A 20,410-nucleotide genomic window follows, 5' to 3' on the forward strand; every position below is an offset into this window, starting at 1 on the left:
TTTCGCCCATGGACCGGCCCGAGGCAAGTTCGGATGTCTGATTCCATTGGCGGATTTCCCGCAAGGTCGCGCCCGGCGATTTGATCTACCTCATCCTGCCCCGTCACGGCGAGGCTAGATTTCGCGCCAGTTCATAGCTGAGCGGAGAATCCCAATGACTTACGCGACCGTGATGGTCAGCCTGGCGCTCGACCAGTCCAACGAGGCGCGCCTTCAGGTCGCGGGCGAGCTCGCCGAGCGATTCGAGGCGGCCATTATTGGGGTTGCCGCAGGGCAGTTCGCGCCGCCACTCTATTTCACCGACGGCGCTGAAGCCCAGAGCCTGATCGATCAGGAGGAAGCCTCGATCAGGAAGCGCCTTGCCGATCTGGAGGCGCAATTCCGCGCCGCCACCAGGGCGCGCGGCGGCCGCGTGGAGTGGCGCGGCGCCATGGATTTTCCGGCGCGCTTCGTGCTGGCGCAGGCACGATGTGCCGACATCATCGTCAGCGGCGGCCAGAGCCCGGCCTTCTCCGACGCGTTCGCGCTCGCGAGTCCCAAGGACCTGGTGATGCAGGCCGGCCGCCCGCTTCTCGTCGTTCCCGATAAGATCAACTGGCTCGATCTGCGCAGCGTGCTGGTGGCGTGGAAGGACACGCCGGAGGCGCGGCGCGCGGTGGCCGACGCGCTGCCGATGCTGCGCAAGGCGAGGGACGTCACCATCGTCGAAATCCCGGAGCGCGACGACGACCGTTCGGCGGTGATGGCCGGCGTCACCGACGTTGCCGCCTGGCTCGCCCGTCACGGCGTCACCGCGAGCGCACGCGTCTCGGAGGCCGTGCGGAGCGCAACCGCTGCCGCGCAGTTGGAGCAGGCCGCCGGCGACGTCGGGGCCGGCCTGATCGTGGCGGGCGCTTATGGTCATTCGCGCTTTCGCGAGCTGATCCTCGGCGGCGTCACCGAATATCTGGTCACCCAATCCGCCCGCAGCGTGCTGCTGTCGCACTGACGGCCGCCCGACCCAAAAGCTAATCGAGGAGGACGCGCCGTGTACAAGTTTCTTGAGCAGACCGTGGACGGCTATATGACGCGCAACGTCAGGACAGCGCGGCGCGACCAGGACCTGCTCGCGCTCAGCGAGATGTTCGAGCGTGACGATTTCAACTCCTATCCGGTCGAGGACGACGGGCAGGTCGTCGGCATCGTCACCAAGTTCGACATCCTGAAGTGTTTCGCGTTCTCGCCGAGCCAGATGCTGCCGCACTATCGCGACCTGATGAGCCGCAGGATCGGCGACGTCATGACGCCCGAGTTCATCTATGTCAGCCCCGACACGCGGCTGACGCGCGTGCTCCAGATCATGGTCGAGCACCGCATCAGGAGCATCATCGTGCTCGACGGCGCCGAGAAGCTGGTCGGAATCATCGCCCGCGAGGACGTGATCAAGGCGCTGAAGGCGACGGCGCAGGAGTGACTTCTTCCTTCTCCCCTCATGTCCGCCGAAGCCTTGGCGAAGGCGGATGTGGGAGAAGGTGGCGCGAAGCGCCGGATGAGGGGTTCTCTCCACCGAAAGACTCTCCGTGCGGAGCCAACCCCTCACCCAAGTGAGTGCGCGGCACCGTCCTCGCTGCCCTCTCCCACAAGGGGAGAGGGCACTTCAACTGGCGGGCGCCGCATCACTCACCCGAATAGAAATCCACCTGTCTTGATTTCAATCAATTCGCCGCGAGGTCGAATGTGGTTTCTGGCGGCGTGTTCTTTCAGAGAGAATCCGCATGAGCCAGCCCTCCATCTCCAAATCGATGACATCAGGTGAAAGCGGCCTGGCTATCGTGTTCGCAGTCACCGCCTTCCTTTGCGTGATCGCCTCGGCCAAGGCGCTCGATTCGGCCTTTGCCTTCCATGCCGCGCTCAGCGCTGTGGCAAGCCTCGCTGTGGTCTTTGGCATCATCAACCGCTACTTCGACCGTCCGGCGGCGCTGCCGCCGGCGGAGATCAACGGCCGCCCCAACTATAATATGGGTCCGATCAAGTTCACCGCCGTCATGGCGATGTTCTGGGGCATTGCCGGCTTCCTCGTCGGCCTCATCATCGCCTCGCAGCTGGCGTGGCCCGCACTGAACTTCGATCTGCCCTGGACCAGCTTCGGCCGGCTGCGTCCGCTGCACACCTCCGCGGTGATCTTCGCCTTCGGCGGCAACGTGCTGATCGGCACGTCGCTCTATGTCGTGCAGAAGTCCTGCCGGGTGCGCCTTGCGGGCGACCTCGCGCCCTGGTTCGTCGTGATCGGCTACAATTTCTTCATCCTGGTCGCCGGCACCGGCTATCTGCTCGGTGTCACCCAGTCGAAGGAATATGCCGAGCCGGAATGGTATGCCGACCTCTGGCTCACCATCGTCTGGGTCGCCTATCTGCTGGTCTTCCTTGCCACGATCATCAAGCGCAAGGAGCCGCACATCTTCGTCGCGAACTGGTTCTATCTCGCCTTCATCGTGACGATCGCGGTCCTGCATCTCGGCAACAATCCCGCGCTCCCCGTCTCGGTGTTCGGCTCGAAATCCTATGTCGCCTGGGGCGGCATCCAGGACGCGATGTTCCAGTGGTGGTACGGCCACAACGCAGTCGGCTTCTTCCTGACCGCCGGCTTCCTCGCCATCATGTACTACTTCATCCCGAAGCGCGCGGAGCGGCCGATCTATTCCTACCGGCTGTCGATCATCCACTTCTGGGCGCTGATCTTCCTCTACATCTGGGCCGGCCCGCACCATCTGCACTACACGGCGCTGCCCGACTGGACGCAGACGCTCGGCATGACCTTCTCGATCATGCTGTGGATGCCCTCCTGGGGCGGCATGATCAACGGCCTGATGACGCTGTCGGGCGCCTGGGACAAGCTGCGCACCGATCCCGTGCTGCGCATGCTGGTCGTCTCCGTCGCCTTCTACGGCATGTCGACCTTCGAAGGCCCGATGATGTCGATCAAGGTGGTGAACTCGCTCAGCCACTACACCGACTGGACCATCGGCCACGTGCATTCCGGCGCGCTCGGCTGGGTCGGCTTCGTCTCCTTCGGCGCGCTCTACTGCCTGGTGCCGTGGGTGTGGAATCGCAAGGGCCTCTACAGTCTGAAGCTCGTCAACTGGCACTTCTGGATCGCGACCCTCGGCATCGTTCTCTACATCTCGGCGATGTGGGTGTCCGGCATCCTGCAGGGCCTGATGTGGCGCGCCTACACCTCGCTCGGCTTCCTCGAATATTCCTTCATCGAGAGCGTCGAGGCGATGCATCCCTTCTACATCATCCGCGCCGCCGGCGGCGGGCTGTTCCTGATCGGCGCGCTGATCATGGCCTACAATCTCTGGATGACCGTTCTCGTCGGCGAAGTGGAAGTCCAGATGCCCGTCGCGCTTCAGCCGGCGGAATGAGGAGCCTTCCATGTCGTTCTGGACACGCCACCAAATCTTCGAAAAGAACTCGATCGTCCTGATCGTCGGCATTTTGCTGGTGATTGCGATCGGCGGTCTCGTCGAGATCACTCCGCTGTTCTACCTCAAGAGCACGATCGAGGCGGTCGACGGCGTCAGGCCCTATACGCCGCTGGAGCTCGCGGGCCGCAACGTTTATGTTCGCGAAGGCTGCTATCTCTGCCATTCGCAGATGATCCGCCCGCTGCGCGACGAGGTCGAGCGCTACGGCCACTTCTCGCTCGCCGCCGAGAGCATGTACGACCACCCGTTCCAGTGGGGCTCGAAGCGCACCGGTCCCGATCTCGCGCGCGTCGGCGCCAAATATTCCGACGACTGGCACGTGACCCATCTGACCAACCCGCGCGCAATCGTGCCGCAGTCGGTGATGCCGGGCTATCCGTTCCTGAGCCAGACCGAAGTCGATCCCGATACGATCGCCGACCACATGAAGACGCTCAAGGCCATCGGCACGCCCTACACCGACGACCAGATCGCGAACGCAGGCGCCGATCTGAAGGCCCAGGCCGATCCCGACAATGCCGGCTCCGACGCCTTCGGCAAGCGCTACGCCAAGGCCGTCGTGCGCAATTTCGACGGCAAGGCCGGCACGCCGACCGAGATGGACGCGCTGATCGCGTACCTGCAGATGCTCGGCACGCTGGTCGACTTCAAGCTCTACAACGAGAAAGCCAATCTTCGCTGAGAAGGCATCACCGATGAAAGCCATCCTGACACTCGACAATCTCGCGTCCGGTCTGGTGACCACGATCTGGACGCCGGTGTTCGTCGCGATCTTTCTCGCGATCATCGCCTACGCATTATGGCCCCGCAACAAGGCCGCTTTCGACGAAGCGGCGCGCCTGCCGTTGCGAGAGGAGTAAGAGATCATGACCGATCATCATGGCGACATCGATTCCGTCACCGGCAAGTCCACGACCGGACATGAGTGGGACGGCATCAAGGAGCTCAACACGCCGCTGCCGCGCTGGTGGGTGATCTCATTCTACCTCACCATCGTCTGGGCGATCGGCTACTGGATCGTCTATCCGGCCTGGCCGCTGATCTCCAGCAATACCACGGGCCTGTTCGGCTATTCCTCGCGTGCCGACGTCGCGGTCGAGCTCGCCAACCTCGAGAAGGTCCGGGGTGACAAGATGGCGGCGCTGGGCGCCGCTTCGCTCACCGACATCGAGAAGGACCCGGCCTTGCTGGCGCTTGCGCGGGCCAAGGGCAAGACCGTGTTCGGCGACAATTGCGCGCCATGCCACGGCTCCGGCGGCGCCGGCGCAAAGGGCTTTCCGAATCTCAACGACGACGACTGGCTGTGGGGCGGCACGCTCGACCAGATCATGCAGACCATCCAGTTCGGCGCGCGTTCCGGCCATGCCAAGGCGCATGAGGGCCAGATGCTCGCCTTCGGCAAGGACGGCGTGCTGAAGGGCGACGAGATCGTCACGGTCGCCAACTACGTGCGGTCGCTGTCGGGCCTCTCGACCCGCAAGGGCTTTGATGCCGCCAAGGGCGAGAAGATTTTTGCGGAGAATTGCGTCGCCTGCCACGGCGACGGCGGCAAGGGCAACCCCGAGATGGGCGCTCCGAACCTGACCGACAAGATCTGGCTCTACGGCTCGGACGAAGCGAGCCTGGTCGAGACCATCAGCCTGGGCCGCGCCGGTGTGATGCCGGCCTGGGAAGGGCGGCTCGATCCCGCCACCATCAAGGCGATGGCGGTCTACGTCCACTCGCTGGGCGGTGGAAAATAGCCTGCTCGCGACATGCGGGGGCGAACATAAAGTGCCCCCGCTTGAGCTGGATCAACTGACGCGCTCGCGTTGGGTTTAGGTTCAATCGCACCTTTTCGAGAAGCTTCTTGGCGATGAACAAGACCGTGAACCCGAACGACCTCACATCGAACGATGACGACGGGCCGCTCTACGTAGCCCAGAAGAAGGTGTATCCCCAGAGCATCTCCGGCACGTTCCGCCGAATCAAATGGGGGCTGATGGCGTTCTGCCTCGGCGTCTACTACTTCCTGCCGTTCGTGCGCTGGAATCGCGGCCTCGGCGCTCCCAGCCAGGCGGTGCTGATCGATCTTCCCAACAGCCGTTTCTACTTCTTTTTCATCGAGCTGTGGCCGCAGGAGATCTATTACTTCACCGGCCTGTTGATCGTCGCCGCGGTGGCGCTGTTCCTGATGAACTCGGTCGGCGGCCGCATCTGGTGCGGCTATCTCTGCCCGCAGACGGTGTGGACCGATCTGTTCTATGCGGTCGAGCGGCTGGTCGAGGGCGACCGGCGCGAGCGGATGAAGAAGGACAAGTCGTCCGATCCGATGAAGCTGGAGCGCATCTCCGAGATCGTGCTCAAGCATTCGATCTGGCTCCTGATTGCCTGGTGGACCGGCGGCGCCTGGGTGCTCTATTTCAACGATGCGCCGACGCTGGTGAAGGAGCTCGTCACCTTCCAGGCGCCGATGATCGCCTATATCTGGATCGGCATCCTGACGGCGACGACCTATGTGCTCGCCGGCTTCATGCGCGAGCAGGTCTGCACCTATATGTGCCCGTGGCCGCGCATCCAGGCGGCGCTCACCGACGAATGGGCGCTCAACGTCACCTATCGCTACGACCGCGGCGAGAAGCGCACCTCGGTGAAGAAGGCGGCCGAGCTGCGCGCGCTCGGGCAGCAGGTCGGCGATTGCGTCGACTGCTATCAATGCGTCGCGGTCTGCCCGACCGGCATTGACATCCGCAACGGGCCGCAGCTCGAATGCATCCAGTGCGGCCTCTGCATCGATGCCTGCGACAATGTGATGACCAAGATCGGCCGGCCGAAGCGGCTGATCGGCTACGACAACGACATCAACATCCAGCGCCGCCGGGAAGGCAAGGCGCCGGTCTACCGCATCGTCCGGGCCCGCACCGTCGCCTACAGCGCGATCATCGCGGCGGTCGGCGGCATCATGATCTACACGCTCGCGACCCGCAGCCTGCTCGACGTCAACGTGCTGCACGACCGCAACCCGGTCGCGGTCAGGCTCAGCGACGGTTCGATCCGCAATGCCTATACGGTCCGGCTGCTGAACAAGAGCGGCTATGACCGCGTCATCGCGATCGACGCCAACGGTCCGGCCAACCTGACCACGCATGTCGTCGGCATCGATTCCGTGACGCCGGATAGGCCGATGATCGTGATCCCGCGCGACTCCACCAGCGAGCTGCGCCTGCTCGTCACTGCGCCGGCGGAAAGCAATCAGGAAAAGTCGGTTCCTGTTCGCTTCCACGTCACCGACATCGGGCTCGGCGAGGTCGCCACCGCCACCGATAATTTCGTCTCGCCCTAGGATCAGGAGACTGCCATGGCCACCAAGCCGCTGACCGGAACAAAAGTGTTCCTGATGCTGGTCGCCTTCTTCGGGCTCGTGATCGGCGTCAACGTGACCATGATGAAGCTCGCGATCGCGACGCTGCCCGGCACCGACGTCGACAGCCCCTATGCCGCGGGTCTCACCTATGACCGCGAGATCTCGGCAGCACAGGACCAGGCCGCGCGCAACTGGAAGGTCAACGCCCATATCGAGCGCCGCGCCGATGGCGCTGCCTCGCTTCAGGTCGAGGCGCGCGATGCGAGCGGCCAGCCGGTGAGCGGGTTAAAATTCGGCGGACGTCTGGAGCGGCCGACCGACAAGCGCGCCGATCTCGCAGTCGAACTGTCCGAAGCCGGCATCGGCGTCTATCGCGGTAATGCCGTGTCGGTTGCGCCGGGGCAGTGGGATCTCGTGATCGAGGGCGAGGCGCGCGGCACGCGCGTGTTCATGTCGCGCAACCGCGTGATCCTGAACTGAGGGAATTCGTCATGCAGGTCACGCGGGATTTTTCTCATTACGTCCGGGCCGCGGGCGATGGTATCAAGCACATCGATCTCGCGGTCGAGGGGGTTCACTGTGCCGGCTGCATGACCAAGATCGAGCGCGGACTGTCGGCCATCCCCGATGTCACGCTGGCGCGCGTGAATCTCACCGACCGCCGCGTCGCGCTGGAATGGAAGCAGGGCACGCTCGATCCTGCCCGCTTCATCGACCGGCTCGAGGAGCTCGGCTACAAGGCCTATCCTTACGAGACCGAGAGCGCGGAAGCGACGGAAGTGGCGGAATCGCGCTTCCTGCTGCGCTGCCTCGGCGTCGCCGCGTTCGCCACCATGAACGTGATGATGCTGTCGATCCCGGTCTGGTCCGGCAACGTCTCGGACATGCTGCCGGAGCAGCGCGACTTTTTCCACTGGCTGTCGGCGCTGATCGCGCTGCCGGCGGCGGCCTATGCCGGTCAGCCGTTCTTCCGCTCGGCCTGGCGCGCGCTCTCGAACAAGACCACCAACATGGACGTGCCGATCTCGATCGGCGTGTGCCTGGCGCTCGGCATGTCCGTGGTCGAGACCATCAACCACGCCGAGCACGCCTATTTCGACGCGGCGATCATGCTGCTCACGTTTCTTTTGGTCGGCCGCTTCCTCGACCAGAACATGCGGCGGCGAACCCGCGCAGTCGCCGGCAATCTCGCCGCCTTGAAAGCGGAGACGGCCGCAAAATTCGTCGGTCCCGACGAAATCTCGCACGTGCCGGTCGCAGCGATCCATCCCGGCGACATCGTGCTGCTGCGGCCCGGCGAGCGTTGCGCCGTCGACGGCACCGTGATCGAGGGACGCTCTGAGATCGACCAGAGCCTGATCACCGGCGAGACGCTCTATGTCACGGCGGAGCAGGGCACGGCGGTCTATGCGGGCTCCATGAACATCTCCGGCACGCTGCGGGTGCGGGTCTCGGCGGCGTCGGAGGCGACGCTGCTCGCCGAGATCACGCGGCTGCTCGACAACGCGCTGCAGGCGCGCTCGCGCTACATGCGGCTCGCAGATCGCGCCTCGCGGCTCTACGCGCCAGTCGTGCATGCGACCGCGCTGATCACCATTTTGGGCTGGGTCATCGCGGGTGCAGGCTGGCACGATGCGATCGTGACCGGCGTGGCCGTGCTGATCATCACCTGTCCCTGCGCGCTCGGGCTTGCGATCCCGACCGTGCAGACGGTGGCCTCGGGCGCGATGTTCAAAGCTGGCGTGCTGCTCAATTCCGGCGACGCCATCGAGCGGCTGGCCGAAGCCGATCACGTCATCTTCGACAAGACCGGCACGCTGACGCTGCCCGATCTCGAAGTGATGAACGCGGCCGATATTCCCGCCGACATTTTTGCACTTGCCGGCCGGCTCGCGCTGTCGAGCCATCATCCGGTCGCCGCCGCGGTCGCGCAGGCCGCCGGTGCCAGATCGCCTGTTATCGGCGCGGTCGAGGAGGCCGGGCAGGGCGTGCGCGCTGTGGTGGACGGTGTCGAGCTTCGCCTAGGCCGTCCGTCCTTTTGCGGCGCCGAGGCGATGGTCGGCGGGGCAACGCTCGATCCTGAGGCCTCCATCGTGGCTTTCAGCAAGGGCAGCGAGAAGTTCATCCTCTCGGTGCGCCAGGGTCTGCGCCCGGACGCGCAAGCCGTGATCGCGGCGCTGAAGGCGCGCAACATCGGCATCGAGATTCTCTCCGGCGATCGCGAGCCCGCGGTGATCGCGGCGGCGCATGCGCTGGGCATCGCCGAATGGCGCGCCGGCGTCACGCCGGCCGACAAGATCGCGCGGATCGAGGAGTTGAAGCGGCGCGGCGCCAAAGTGCTGATGGTCGGCGACGGCATGAACGACGCGCCCTCGCTGGCGGCGGCCCATGTCTCGATGTCGCCGATCTCGGCCGCGCATCTCAGCCAGGCGACCGCCGATCTCGTCTTCCTCGGCCGGCCGCTGGCACCTAGCGTCGCCGCCATCGATTCCGCGCGCAAGGCGCTGCACCTGATGCGGCAGAACCTCTGGCTGGCGATCGGCTATAACGTCCTCGCCGTGCCGGTGGCAATCAGCGGCGTGGTGACGCCCCTGATTGCAGCGGCGGCCATGAGCGGGTCGTCGATCCTGGTGATGCTGAATTCGTTGCGGGCGCGCAATGCGTCACGGGAGATCGTGTGATGGAAATCCTGGTGATCCTGGTGCCGCTGGCGCTGATGCTCGGCGGTGCGGGTCTCGTCGCCTTCCTCTGGTCACTCCGCAGCGGCCAATATGACGATCTCGACGGCGCGGCCTGGCGCGCCATCGCCGACGACGAGCCGCCGCAGGACGCCCCAGCCAAGCGTTAACCGTTGGTTCCGCGCTGCCCTTTTCGGACATGGTCGCTGGACGGCCGGCGGTCGCCGGGCGTAACAATGCCGGAGGATTTTGCGTAGAAGCGACGGGGCAGGCTCTCCGGAGCAGGAGCGTGACGAGCATGCAGAAAAATGTCGGAGTGTGCGGGCCTAACGATCTGCCGGGACAGGTCGTGCTGGTGCTGCAAGGCGGCGGTGCGCTCGGCTCCTATCAGGCGGGCGTCTACCAGGCCCTGCACGAGGCCGGGATCGAGCCGGACTGGGTCATCGGCACCTCGATCGGCGCCATCAACGGGAGCCTGATCGCCGGTAATGCGCCGGAGAACAGGCTCGCGCGCCTGAAGGAGTTCTGGAAGCGGATGGAGCAGAATCCGGTTTGGGCTCTGGGTGGCGCCTTTCCCGACTTCAGCGAGAAGCTCGCCTATTTGTCGACTGTCACCAACGGCATTCCCGGCTTCTTCCGGCCCAACCCGCTGGCGCATGCGGGAGATTCCTTTCCACTCGGCGCCGATCACGCCGGCTTCTATTCGACCGCGCCACTGGAAAAGACGCTGAGCGAGCTGGTCGATTTCGATCTGGCCAATCGCTGCGCGCCGCGACTGACGGTCGGTGCGGCTCATGTCGGCACCAGCGAAATGCGCTATTTCGACAGCCGCGACGGCGAACTGACGGTGAAGCATGTCATGGCTTCGGGCGCGCTGCCGCCGGCCTTCCCGGCAGTGCGCATCGATGGCGACCTTTATTGGGACGGCGGCATCCTGTCGAACACGCCGACGGAGGCCGTATTCGACGACAATCCACGCAGGGATTCGCTGATCTTCTCCGTGCATCTGTGGAATCCTGTCGGCGCCGAGCCGACCACGATGGCGGAGGTCTTGAACCGCCATAAGGACGTGCAGTACTCCAGCCGCATCGCGAGCCAGATCGTGCGGCAGCAGCAGGCCCATCGCCTGCGTCACGTCATCAACCAGCTTGCCGCGCGGTTGCCCGAGAACGAGCGCAACGATCCCGCGGTGAGGGAATTGATGAGCTACGGCTGTCCGACCCGCATGCATGTGGTGCGACTGCTGGCGCCGCAGCTCGATCGCGAAACCCATACCAAGGATATCGACTTCAGTCCGTCAGGCATTACGCGGCGCTGGCATGCGGGCTACGCCCACACGAGGTCGGTGCTGGCGCGAAAGCCGTGGATCGGTGAATTCGATCCGCTCGCCGGCGTGGTGCTGCACGAGCATTTGGACGAGATGCCGATGGCGGCGGAGTAGGGCCGCGTCCGCTTTCATCGAATTGCCACAGGCCCTGCGGATCGTGCGCCGTCGGCAACCGAAAGGCCTTGCAGTTGGTAACCGGGAACGATCTGGAATTGGCCCTCGATCAGGTCCGCGCCGACGCCGCGGGACCGGTTGCCGGCGTGTTCGGTCCTGACACGGTGACGTGGCAGATCGACCGGGAGGCCGTCATCTTTCTCGGCGCCGGCCGCGCGCTGTTGTTGCAGCTGGCGCATCCCTGGGTCGCTGCCGCCATCGCGGAGCATTCACGAACCCTTGCCGATCCGATCGGCCGCTTCCATCGCACCTTCGACATCGTCTTTGCCATGGTGTTTGGCTCGCTCGACCGGGCGCAGTTGTCGTCCCGGCAATTGCATCGGCGCCACAGCATGATCGTCGGCGAGATGCCCGAGGCCGTCGGTCCGTTCGCGGCAGGCTCGCGCTACTGCGCCAATGACATTCCGTCGCTGCGCTGGGTTCATGCGACGCTGGTCGAGACCGCGGTGATGGCGCATGATCTGGTGCTCCCGCCGCTCTCGGCGGAGGAGCGCGAGCGCTACTGGAGCGAGAGCCGGATGTTCGGCGCCTTGTTCGGATTGACGGCCGACGATTTGCCCGCGGACTGGTCCGGCTTTTCGGCCTACACTGCGGCGATGGCGCAGTCGGACACGCTGACCGTCAGCCCGGCGGCGCGCGAGATCGCCGCGCAGATCCTTGGCGGCGCCCGTCCGTGGTTGCGGCCACCGCGATGGTATCGCGCGCTCACCGCGAGTTTGTTGCCGGAGCGCCTGCGAGCGGGCTTCGGGTTTGAATTCGACGAGCGCGACAAGCGGGCAGCCGACAATGCGCTGAGATGGATCAGGCGCGTCTATCCGAAATTGCCGGACCGGCTGCGCTATGTCGGTCCCTACCAGGAAGCGCAGGCACGGCTGCGGGGCGAGCCGCAGCCCGACTGGATGACCCGGTGTCTCAATCGCGCCTGGATCGGGCGGCCGCAAATGGATGTGCGCGGGAAGGGGTGAGGTTCTCCACTCTTAGGGTGACGGGTGATAGAGTGGCGCGCACTCTCTCCACATCGTCATTGCGAGCACAGCGAAGCAATCCAGACTATCGACGCGGAGACAGTCTGGATTTGCTACGTCGCTTCGCTCCTCGCAATGACGGAGTCCGGAGTGGCGCCTCGACCTCACACCGACGCCAGCCTCCTATACAGCGCGCTATAACTGCCGGCCGAGATGCTCCAGGAGAACGAACGTCCCATCGCGCTGCGACGCATGGAGTCGAGCTGGTCATGTGCCACGAAAGCTGAGAAGGCGCGGCGGACCCCGCCGAGGAAGGATTCGTGCGAGGGTTTTGAGAACAGAAAGCCGGTCTCGCCGTCGGTGATAGTCTCGGCCAAGCCGCCGGTCTGGTGACCGATCGGCAGCGAGCCGAAACGCTGGGCGTACATCTGGCTGAGGCCGCACGGTTCGAAGCGCGACGGCATCAATGTGAAATCGCTGCCCGCGAAGATGCGACGCGCCTGGGCGTCGTTGAAGCCGATCGTGACCCCGATCGCGTCGGGGCGGCGGCGATGCGCGTCGATCAGCGCCTGCTCGAGCGCCGGCTCGCCGGAGCCGGTGACCACGATCTGCCCGCCGGCATCGATGATCTCGTCGGCGGCCGACAGCACGAGGTCGATGCCCTTCTGGTGCACGAGGCGTGCGACGATCGCGAACATCGGGCCGCGCGACACCGCGAGCCCGAACTGCTTGCGCACGTAATCCGCATTGGCCTTCTTGCCGACCCAGTCGCCGGCGCCGAATTGCTGGGCGAGCTGGGAGCAGGAGCGAGGGTCCCAGCTCTCGTCGATGCCGTTGAGGATGCCGGTGAGCTCGGCCGCGTCGGAGCGGACACGAAGCAGGCCTTCGAGGCCGCAGCCGAATTCTTCCGTCGTGATCTCGCGTGCATAGGTGCCGCTGACGGTGGTGAGGTGCGAGGCATAGACCAGCCCGGCCTTGAGGAAGGAAAGCTGGTCGTAGAACTCGACGCCGTCGATATGGAAGGAGCTCTCGGGGACGCCGATCCGCCGCAGCGAGTCCTTCGGGAAGAGTCCCTGGTAGGCGAGGTTGTGGATGGTCAGGATCGACGGCAGCTTGGCGCCGCGCCAGGCGAGGTAGGCCGGCACGAGCGAGGCCTGCCAGTCGTTGGCATGGATCAGGTCTGCTGCCCAATTCTTGTCCAGCTTGCCCATGGCCAGCTCAGCGGCTGCCGAGGCAAAGCGCGCAAAGCGGATGTCGTTGTCCGGCCAGTCGTGTCCGGACTCGTCGCCATAGGGATTGCCGGGCCGGTCGTAGAGTTGTGAGCACAACAGCACATAGACCGGCAGCCCGTCCTTGGTCGCAGCCCGCCCGAGCGAGCAGGCCGGCATCTCCGCAAACCCCGGGCAGCGGCCAACGATCTGAATATGCGTGAGTTGTTCGATGATGTCGCGATAGCCGGGCAACATGACCCGGATATCGGCGAGAGGGCGAAGCGCCCTGGGAAGTGCAGCGGAAACGGCGCCGAGTCCGCCAACGCGGACGAAATCGTCCATCTCGGTTGTGACGAACAAGACCCTCAAGAACAGCTGCCCTCTTCCGATCCCGTTTATTGCTATGCAAGAACGGGTCCAGTTGTCCTGGAATTCCCAAGCCCGCCCGTGAGACGCGTCCGTTCGGTAAAGACTTTCCTACTCACCCGCCGCCCTCTAGGGTCGGCGCATCAACAAGAGAGAACTTCGATAGTTCCTAAGAGGCCGAGGGGGCGTAAGCAGGCATGCCGTTAGCAGATAAGCATGAGGGGACGACGACAAAGGCCTTCGCGGGCCTCAGGGTCCTGGATTTTTCGACCACCATCGCCGGTCCCCATTGTGCGCGGATGCTTGCCGACATGGGCGCCGAGGTCATCAAGATCGAGACCGATGGCGGCGAGACGATGCGGACCCGGCCGCCGCTGCGCATGGGGTGCAGCACCGTATTCGGCCAGCTCAACGTCGGCAAGAAGAGCGTCGTGCTCGATCTCAAATCCGAGGAGGGCAAGGAGGCGGTGCGCCGGCTCGCCGCGACCGCGGACATCCTGGTCGAGAACTTTCGCCCCGGCGTGATGCACCGGCTGCGGCTGGACTATGACCGCCTGCGCCCGGTCAATCCGAAGCTGATCTATTGCTCGATCTCGGGCTACGGCCAGACCGGTCCCTCGGCCGAGCTGCCGGCCTACGCGCCGGTAATCCATGCGGCCTCCGGCTACGACATGGCGCATCTCGCCTATCAGCCCGGCCGCAGCCGGCCGGATTATTGCGGCATCTACCATGCCGACGTCGTCACCGGCACTTACGGTTTCGGCGCGATTGCGTCGGCGCTCTATCAGCGCACTGTGACCGGGCAGGGCCAGCACATCGACGTCTCGATGCTGGAATCGATGCTGACCTTGACGGTGATCGAGCTGCAGAGCTCGCAATTCGCGGTGAAGCCACCGCCGCGTCCGATGTTCGGCCCGACCGAGACGGCCAATGGCTATGTCATGATCACGGTCGCCAGCGAGAAGACGTTCCAGTGCCTGATGGGTGTGATCGGCCGCTCCGAATGGATTTCCGATCCGCGCTTCTCCACCTACGCCGCGCGCCGCGAGAACTGGGCTGATATGATGGACGGCGTTGAGGCCTGGTCGCGGCCGCTCACGACCGACGCGTGTCTTGTCGCGCTTGGCGCGGCCGGTGTGCCGGCCTCGGCCTATCGCACCGTGTCCGAGGCGCTGGCCGATCCGCAACTCGCGCACCGGCAGGCGCTCTCGTCCGTCGAGGACGAGGGTGGCTCGTTCCAGGTGCTCAATCTGCCGTTCCGGATGTCGGGCGCCGACACCACGCCCGCCAAGACCATGGCCGTGCTCGGCGAGCACACGGACGCATTGCGCGAGGAGATCGGCCTCGCCGGCGATGCGCCAATTCCGTCAGGCAAAACGGCTGCGACAAACTGAGCGCATCGCAGCACCACTACAGCGTTTGATCTCTCGCGTGTTCCTCTTGCCGTGGCGAGCATTTATCGCCAAGCTCGCCTCCGAGTCATTCAACGATCCGAAACATCGGACGAGGGATCCCGGGAGGAACCATGACGAACCTTGCTGCCGCGGCGCGCAAACACGCGCCGATTTTCCTTGTTGCGGCATTTTCTCTACTTCCGCCGGCCGAGCCGGCACAGGCGCAGAAGGCGGGCGGCAGCATCACCGTCGGTCAGGAGCTGGAGATTACGGGCTTCGATCCGCTCAAGGTCGGGGTCTACGACACCTCGACCTTCACCGCTGCGGCCGCGATCTTCGACACGCTCACCACGCTCGACGAGAAGGGCGAAGCCGCGCCAAAGCTGGCAGTATCCTGGACCCATTCGGACGATTACAAGAGCTGGACCTTCAAGCTGCGCCAGGGCGTGAAATTCCACGACGGCACGCCGTTCAATGCGCAAGCCTTCAAGGAGAACTTCGATCGGCAGAAGGACCCCGCCAACAAGTGCCGCTGCGCCTTCTACATCACCAACGTCAAGGAGGTGCTGGCGCCCGACGAATATACTGTCGTCTACAATCTCACCGATCCTTCCGTGAATTTGCCGGCGACGAACACCATCCAGAGCCAGAACAACGTCGTGCATTCGCCGACGGCGTGGAAGACCAAGGGCGACGACTACAATCGCAATCCCGTCGGCACCGGTCCCTACATCCTGAAATCATGGACGGCCGGCGATCGCATGGTTCTGGAGAAGAACCCGGGCTACTGGGACAAGGGCCGTCCCTATCTCGACCGCATCATCCTGAAGCCGCTGCCCGACGCGCAATCGCGTTTCGCCTCGCTGCAATCGGGCGAGGCCGACATCATCTGGGACGACGAGAACGACGCCGACAACATCATGAAGGCGCAGAAGGACTCCAAGCTCACCGTGCACACCTACAAGGGCTCGGGCGCGCAGGTCTATGCCTTCAACACCAAGGTGGCGCCGTTCGACGACGTCCGCGTGCGGCAGGCGCTGGTGATGGCGATCGACCGTCCAAAGATGTCGCAGGCGATCAGCAACGGCCTGAGCCGGCCCGCGACCAATCCCTACGGCGACGGCTCCTGGGTCAAGTGCAAGGACGACGGCGCGCTGCCGTTCGATGTCGAGAAGGCCAAGGCACTGATCAAGGACTATGGCAAGCCGGTCGAGTTCAAGACGATGGTGACCGCGACGCCCCGCGGCCGCATGATCGGCCAGGTGCTCCAGCAATTCTGGAAGCGCGCCGGCGCCAACATGGAGATCGAGCAGGTCGACCAGGCCACCATTCCGCCACGCGCGTTCATGCGTCAGTTCCAGCTCATACCCTGGCGCATCGTCGACCTCGCCGATCCCGATCCGCAGATGTATGCGAACTTCCGCAGCGGCAGCCCGCTGGCGCTGGCCAACTTCGCCGACCCGGAGCTCGACCGGCTGCTCGACCATTCCCGCGTCACCGCCGACCCCGCCGCGCGTATCGAGGACTATTGCGCGATCAGCCGCCTCATCAACAAGGAGGCAGTCTGGTTCTGGACCTTCCAGAACACCTATTACGCGCTGTCGAGCGCCAAGCTGAAGGGCTTTCCGAAAATCTACAACGGCGTGATCGACGTCTCGACCACCTGGCTGGAATGACCGCGCGATGCTGAACTTCGTCGTGCGGCGGCTCCTTGCCATCCTGCCGGTGCTGCTCGCCGTCTCGCTGCTCACCTTCCTGATCGCCGCGTTGCTGCCGGGCGACCTTGCCTATGTCATCCTCGGCGATCAGGCGACGCCGGAGAATGTCGCGGCGCTGCGCCGTGACATGGGGCTCGACCAGCCGCTGTGGTGGCGTTATCTGAGCTGGCTCGGTCATGTCCTGCAGGGCGATCTCGGCCGCTCCTTCCGCACCGGGCAGACGGTGTTGCAGGCGGTAGCCGAGCGCATTCCGGTCTCGCTCGAGCTGATGCTGATGGCCGAATTCATCGGGCTCCTGATCGGCGTGCCGCTCGCGATCGCCTGCGCTGCGCGCGCCGGTGGCGCCTTCGACCGCTTCATGACCGGCAGCGCCTTCGCCATGCTGTCGATGCCGTCCTTCCTGATGGCGATTTTGTTAATCTATCTGTTCGCGGTCGAGCTGCGCTGGCTGCCGGCGACAGGCTATGTGCCGTTCACCGAGGAGCCGCTGGCCAATCTACGCTTCTTCGTGCTGCCGGCGCTGACGCTGGCGCTGGCGGAATGGCCTGGAATCATGCGGGTGCTGCGCTCCGACATGATCGCGACCCTGCAGGAGGACTATATCGCGCTCGCCAAGGCCAAAGGCCTCAAGCCCGCGCGCATCCTGTTCGTGCATGCGCTCAAGCCATCGTCGCTGACCCTGGTGACGGTCACGGGCATCAACATCGGTCGCCTGCTGGGCGGCACGCTGATCGTGGAATCGATCTTCGCGCTGCCGGGCATCGGCCGCTTGCTGGTTGGCGCGATCTACACCCGCGACCTCGTCATCCTCCAGGGCGTGGTGCTGCTGGTCGCCTGCGGCTTCGTCATCGTCAATTTCATCGTCGACATGCTTTACGCCGTGCTCGATCCGAGGATCCGCCATGGCCACGCTTGAGCTGTCGATGCAGGACGCGGTGGTCTCCGAGCCGGTTCGGCGCCGGCGCAAGCTCGGCCTGTTGTTCTGGTTCGCGAGCGCCTGGCTCGCGATTGTCCTGACGCTCGCGATCCTGGCGCCGGTGCTGCCGCTGCAGAATCCTGTAGACATGGACATGCTGGAGCGCCGCGCCGCGTTCTCCGGGGAACACTGGCTCGGCACCGACGGGCTCGGCCGCGACGAATTTGCCCGCCTGATCTTTGGCGCGCGGGTGTCGCTGACGGTCGGGCTGATCGCGCCGATGATCGGCCTTGCGCTCGGCGGCGCGCTTGGTCTCCTCGCCGGCTATTTCCGCGGCCGGTTCGAGACGCTGGTGGTCGGCAGTATGGACGTGCTGCTGGCCTTTCCGCCGCTGATCTTCGCGCTCGCGGTGACCGCCTATCTCGGCCAGTCGATTCCCAACCTCACCCTGATCCTCGGCGTGCTCGGCATTCCCGCCTTCATGCGCGTGGCGCGCGCGGCCACGCTGACGCTGGCGCGGCGCGAGTTCGTGATCGCGGCCGAGGCGCTCGGCGCCAGCCATGCGCGCATCCTTCTGCGCGAGCTGCTGCCGAACGTGATCCTGCCGCTGCTGGCGTTCTTCCTGCTCGGCGTCGCCGTCACGATCGTGGTCGAGGGCGCGCTGTCCTTCCTCGGGCTCGGCGTGCCGCCGCCCATGGCGAGCTGGGGCAGCATGATCGGCGAGGGGCGCGACAGCCTCGATGTCGCGCCGCGGCTGGCCTTCCTGCCGGCAACGGCGCTGTTCTTGACGGTGCTGGCCTTCAACCTGGTCGGCGACACCTTGCGGGCCCTGACCGACCCGCGTCAGGGGGCGCTGTGAGCGCGCCGCTTCTGACCATCGAGGACGTGGCGGTCGAACTGCCGACCCCGCGCGGCAATTTGCGCGCCGTGGATCATGTCGATCTGTCGCTGGAGGCGGGCCGCACACTCGGCATCGTCGGCGAATCCGGCTGCGGCAAGACCATGCTATCGCGCGCGGTGCTTCAGCTCTTGCCGAAGAAGGCGAAGCTGACCGGACGCGTGATGTTCGACGGCCAGGATCTGGTGCGGCTCGACTCCGAGCGTCTGCGGCGCCTGCGCGGGCGCGACCTCGCGGTCGTGTTCCAGGACCCCATGACCTCGCTCAACCCGGTGCTGACCATCGGCACCCAGCTGATGGAGACGATCCAGGAGCATCTCGAACTGGATGCGCCGGCGGCGCGGAAGCGCAGCATCGAGCTGCTCGCCGCCGTCGGCATTCCGGCGCCGGAGCAGCGGCTCGCGCAATATCCGCATCAATGTTCCGGCGGCATGCGCCAGCGCATCGCGATTGCGATCGCGCTGTCCTGCGAGCCGAAACTGTTGATCGCGGACGAGCCGACCACGGCGCTCGACGTCACGATCCAGGCGCAGATCCTCGATCTGCTGGCGCGCGAGCAGCGCCGCCGCCACATGGCGATGATCATCATCACCCACGATCTCGGCGTCGTCGCCGGCCGCGCCGACGAGGTCGCGGTGATGTATGCGGGCAGGGTGGTCGAGCGCGCGCCGACGCAGGCGTTGTTCAAGCGCATGCACATGCCCTACACCGAGGCGCTGCTGGCGGCGATCCCGAAGCTGGAGACCGCGCCGCATACGCCGCTGCCCGCCATCTCCGGCCGTCCGCCCGATCCGACCCGGCCGCTGAGGGGCTGCTCGTTTGCGCCACGCTGCCGCTATGCCGTGGGGCGCTGTCACGAGGCCAAGCCCGAATTGAAGGGCGCGGAGATGCCTGATCATCTCTATGCCTGCTTCCATCCCATCCAGATGACGGAGGGGATTGGCGCATGATGCAGTTTGCCATGCCCGCTGAGCCGCTCCTGAAGGTCGACAATCTCGTCGTCGAATATGGTCTCGGCAACAAGACGGTGCACGCGGTCTCCGGCGTCAGCCTCCAGGTCGCGCGCGGCGAGACGCTGGGGCTGGTCGGCGAATCCGGCTGCGGCAAGTCGACGCTGGGGCGCGCGGTGCTGCAATTGCGCCGCGCCAAGTCCGGCCGCGTGCTGTTCGACGGCGAGGACCTCACCGCGATGGAAGGCGAGGCGCTGCGCAAGATGCGCCGCCGCGTGCAACTGATCTTCCAGGACCCGATCGCCTCGCTCAATCCACGCCGGCGCATCGGCGACATCGTCGCCGAGCCGCTCATCATCGCCGGCGTCAAGGATGCCGCCGAGCGCAAGCGGCGCGTTCACGAGGTGCTGTCCGCGGTCGGGCTCGACCCTGATATCGTGGCGGGCCGTCTGCCGCACGAATTCTCCGGCGGCCAGTGCCAGCGCATCTGCATCGCGCGATCGCTGGTGCTCAACCCCGAATTCATCGTCTGCGACGAGCCGGTCTCGGCGCTCGACGTCTCCATCCGCGCGCAGATCCTTAATCTGCTCGAGGAGATGAAGGCGCGCTTCGGCCTGACGCTGCTGTTCATCGCGCATGACCTCGCGGTGGTGAAAGCGGTCAGCGACCGCGTCGCGGTGATGTATCTCGGCCGCCTCTGCGAGGTCGGGCCGTCGGAGCAATTGTTCGCAAAGCCCGCGCATCCCTACACGGACCTGCTGTTGCAGGCGATCCCGGTGCCCGATCCGGACGTGCGTCCCGTCGAGAGTGTGGCGGCCGGCGAGCCACCATCGCCGATTGCGCCGCCGTCCGGCTGCCGTTTCCGCACCCGCTGCCCGCGGGCCGACCAGCGATGCAGCGCGGAGATACCGGAGTTGCGCGAGGTCGCACCCGGCCAGTTCGCGGCTTGCCACCATCCGCTGGCCTAAACTAAGACCGCTCCCGGGTTTGTTTCGTCCCGCCG

Annotated in this window: 19 protein-coding genes; 18 read left to right on the forward strand and 1 reads right to left on the reverse strand. The window is 65.2% G+C overall.

The annotated features are described in order from the left end of the window. Positions 1-154 precede the first annotated feature (154 nt). From ABIA90_RS24835 to ABIA90_RS24890, 12 genes are all read left to right on the forward strand, one after another. Complete coding sequence (locus ABIA90_RS24835) at positions 155-988, forward strand: universal stress protein (RefSeq protein ID WP_354119806.1); 834 nt, start codon at positions 155-157, stop codon at positions 986-988. A gap of 39 nt (positions 989-1,027) precedes the next feature. Then, positions 1,028-1,453, forward strand: a complete 426-nt coding sequence (locus ABIA90_RS24840) for a CBS domain-containing protein (RefSeq protein WP_354119805.1) — start codon at positions 1,028-1,030, stop codon at positions 1,451-1,453. A gap of 301 nt (positions 1,454-1,754) precedes the next feature. After that, positions 1,755-3,404 carry a cytochrome-c oxidase, cbb3-type subunit I gene (gene ccoN / locus ABIA90_RS24845; RefSeq protein WP_354119804.1) on the forward strand — a complete coding sequence of 550 codons (1,650 nt, stop codon included), beginning with the start codon at positions 1,755-1,757 and terminating at the stop codon, positions 3,402-3,404. A gap of 10 nt (positions 3,405-3,414) precedes the next feature. Then, positions 3,415-4,149, forward strand: coding sequence for a cytochrome-c oxidase, cbb3-type subunit II (ccoO, locus tag ABIA90_RS24850; protein ID WP_014497065.1), 735 nt, complete (start codon positions 3,415-3,417; stop codon positions 4,147-4,149). Positions 4,150-4,162: 13 nt separating this feature from the next. Then, entirely contained in the window at positions 4,163-4,327 is a 165-nt protein-coding gene (locus tag ABIA90_RS24855) for a CcoQ/FixQ family Cbb3-type cytochrome c oxidase assembly chaperone (protein WP_014497064.1), read from the forward strand. Positions 4,328-4,333: 6 nt separating this feature from the next. Further along, positions 4,334-5,209 carry a cytochrome-c oxidase, cbb3-type subunit III gene (gene ccoP, locus ABIA90_RS24860; protein ID WP_354119803.1) on the forward strand — a complete coding sequence of 292 codons (876 nt, stop codon included), beginning with the start codon at positions 4,334-4,336 and terminating at the stop codon, positions 5,207-5,209. Between the two features lie 113 nt (positions 5,210-5,322). Then, complete coding sequence (gene ccoG, locus ABIA90_RS24865) at positions 5,323-6,789, forward strand: cytochrome c oxidase accessory protein CcoG (RefSeq protein ID WP_354119802.1); 1,467 nt, start codon at positions 5,323-5,325, stop codon at positions 6,787-6,789. A gap of 15 nt (positions 6,790-6,804) precedes the next feature. Continuing rightward, positions 6,805-7,290, forward strand: coding sequence for a FixH family protein (locus ABIA90_RS24870; protein ID WP_354119801.1), 486 nt, complete (start codon positions 6,805-6,807; stop codon positions 7,288-7,290). Between the two features lie 11 nt (positions 7,291-7,301). Beyond that, positions 7,302-9,491 carry a cation-translocating P-type ATPase gene (locus ABIA90_RS24875; RefSeq protein WP_354119800.1) on the forward strand — a complete coding sequence of 730 codons (2,190 nt, stop codon included), beginning with the start codon at positions 7,302-7,304 and terminating at the stop codon, positions 9,489-9,491. Next, on the forward strand, positions 9,491-9,658 hold the full coding sequence (gene ccoS, locus ABIA90_RS24880) for a cbb3-type cytochrome oxidase assembly protein CcoS (RefSeq protein WP_063984819.1): 168 nt from the start codon (positions 9,491-9,493) through the stop codon (positions 9,656-9,658). Before ABIA90_RS24875 ends, ccoS begins: the two co-directional genes overlap by 1 nt. Before the next feature lie 128 nt (positions 9,659-9,786). Then, positions 9,787-10,929, forward strand: a complete 1,143-nt coding sequence (locus tag ABIA90_RS24885; protein ID WP_354119799.1) for a DUF3734 domain-containing protein — start codon at positions 9,787-9,789, stop codon at positions 10,927-10,929. A 74-nt stretch (positions 10,930-11,003) separates the two neighbouring features. Next, positions 11,004-11,954, forward strand: a complete 951-nt coding sequence (locus ABIA90_RS24890) for an oxygenase MpaB family protein (RefSeq protein WP_354119953.1) — start codon at positions 11,004-11,006, stop codon at positions 11,952-11,954. A 164-nt stretch (positions 11,955-12,118) separates the two neighbouring features. On the opposite strand, the gene glgA is transcribed toward ABIA90_RS24890, so the two are convergent. Beyond that, positions 12,119-13,534 carry a glycogen synthase GlgA gene (glgA, locus tag ABIA90_RS24895; RefSeq protein ID WP_354119798.1) on the reverse strand — a complete coding sequence of 472 codons (1,416 nt, stop codon included), beginning with the start codon at positions 13,532-13,534 and terminating at the stop codon, positions 12,119-12,121. A gap of 194 nt (positions 13,535-13,728) precedes the next feature. On the opposite strand from glgA, the gene ABIA90_RS24900 reads away from it, so the two are divergent. From ABIA90_RS24900 to ABIA90_RS24925, 6 genes are all read left to right on the forward strand, one after another. Beyond that, positions 13,729-14,925, forward strand: coding sequence for a CaiB/BaiF CoA transferase family protein (locus ABIA90_RS24900; RefSeq protein ID WP_354119797.1), 1,197 nt, complete (start codon positions 13,729-13,731; stop codon positions 14,923-14,925). A 131-nt stretch (positions 14,926-15,056) separates the two neighbouring features. Next, positions 15,057-16,601: an ABC transporter substrate-binding protein gene (locus ABIA90_RS24905; protein ID WP_354119796.1), complete on the forward strand. Its 1,545-nt coding sequence runs from the start codon at positions 15,057-15,059 to the stop codon at positions 16,599-16,601. A 7-nt stretch (positions 16,602-16,608) separates the two neighbouring features. Continuing rightward, a complete protein-coding gene (locus ABIA90_RS24910; RefSeq protein WP_166350742.1) occupies positions 16,609-17,559 on the forward strand; it encodes an ABC transporter permease in 951 nt (316 codons plus the stop codon). Then, on the forward strand, positions 17,546-18,418 hold the full coding sequence (locus ABIA90_RS24915) for an ABC transporter permease (protein ID WP_166350744.1): 873 nt from the start codon (positions 17,546-17,548) through the stop codon (positions 18,416-18,418). The genes ABIA90_RS24910 and ABIA90_RS24915 overlap by 14 nt, the downstream gene beginning before the upstream one ends. Beyond that, the gene (locus tag ABIA90_RS24920; protein WP_166350746.1) at positions 18,415-19,407 is read left to right on the forward strand and encodes an ABC transporter ATP-binding protein; all 993 of its coding nucleotides are present in this window, start codon (positions 18,415-18,417) and stop codon (positions 19,405-19,407) included. Before ABIA90_RS24915 ends, ABIA90_RS24920 begins: the two co-directional genes overlap by 4 nt. Next, a complete protein-coding gene (locus ABIA90_RS24925; RefSeq protein WP_354119795.1) occupies positions 19,404-20,375 on the forward strand; it encodes an ABC transporter ATP-binding protein in 972 nt (323 codons plus the stop codon). The genes ABIA90_RS24920 and ABIA90_RS24925 overlap by 4 nt, the downstream gene beginning before the upstream one ends. Positions 20,376-20,410 lie beyond the last annotated feature (35 nt).

Source organism: Bradyrhizobium sp. LA6.8 (genome assembly GCF_040547935.1).
In the GTDB taxonomy this organism is placed as follows: Bacteria; Pseudomonadota; Alphaproteobacteria; order Rhizobiales; family Xanthobacteraceae; genus Bradyrhizobium; species Bradyrhizobium barranii.

Excerpts from the sequence above, each read along its gene's own strand:
- ccoN (WP_354119804.1), top strand. The coding sequence starts at position 1,755 with ATGAGCCAGCCCTCCATCTCCAAATCGATGACATCAGGTGAAAGCGGC.
- ABIA90_RS24870 (WP_354119801.1), top strand. The coding sequence starts at position 6,805 with ATGGCCACCAAGCCGCTGACCGGAACAAAAGTGTTCCTGATGCTGGTC.
- ABIA90_RS24925 (WP_354119795.1), top strand. The coding sequence starts at position 19,404 with ATGATGCAGTTTGCCATGCCCGCTGAGCCGCTCCTGAAGGTCGACAAT.
- ABIA90_RS24855 (WP_014497064.1), top strand. The coding sequence starts at position 4,163 with ATGAAAGCCATCCTGACACTCGACAATCTCGCGTCCGGTCTGGTGACC.
- ABIA90_RS24885 (WP_354119799.1), top strand. The coding sequence starts at position 9,787 with ATGCAGAAAAATGTCGGAGTGTGCGGGCCTAACGATCTGCCGGGACAG.
- ABIA90_RS24835 (WP_354119806.1), top strand. The coding sequence starts at position 155 with ATGACTTACGCGACCGTGATGGTCAGCCTGGCGCTCGACCAGTCCAAC.
- ccoP (WP_354119803.1), top strand. The coding sequence starts at position 4,334 with ATGACCGATCATCATGGCGACATCGATTCCGTCACCGGCAAGTCCACG.
- ABIA90_RS24910 (WP_166350742.1), top strand. The coding sequence starts at position 16,609 with ATGCTGAACTTCGTCGTGCGGCGGCTCCTTGCCATCCTGCCGGTGCTG.
- ABIA90_RS24900 (WP_354119797.1), top strand. The coding sequence starts at position 13,729 with ATGCCGTTAGCAGATAAGCATGAGGGGACGACGACAAAGGCCTTCGCG.
- ABIA90_RS24875 (WP_354119800.1), top strand. The coding sequence starts at position 7,302 with ATGCAGGTCACGCGGGATTTTTCTCATTACGTCCGGGCCGCGGGCGAT.
- ABIA90_RS24905 (WP_354119796.1), top strand. The coding sequence starts at position 15,057 with ATGACGAACCTTGCTGCCGCGGCGCGCAAACACGCGCCGATTTTCCTT.
- ccoS (WP_063984819.1), top strand. The coding sequence starts at position 9,491 with ATGGAAATCCTGGTGATCCTGGTGCCGCTGGCGCTGATGCTCGGCGGT.
- ccoO (WP_014497065.1), top strand. The coding sequence starts at position 3,415 with ATGTCGTTCTGGACACGCCACCAAATCTTCGAAAAGAACTCGATCGTC.
- ABIA90_RS24915 (WP_166350744.1), top strand. The coding sequence starts at position 17,546 with ATGGCCACGCTTGAGCTGTCGATGCAGGACGCGGTGGTCTCCGAGCCG.
- ccoG (WP_354119802.1), top strand. The coding sequence starts at position 5,323 with ATGAACAAGACCGTGAACCCGAACGACCTCACATCGAACGATGACGAC.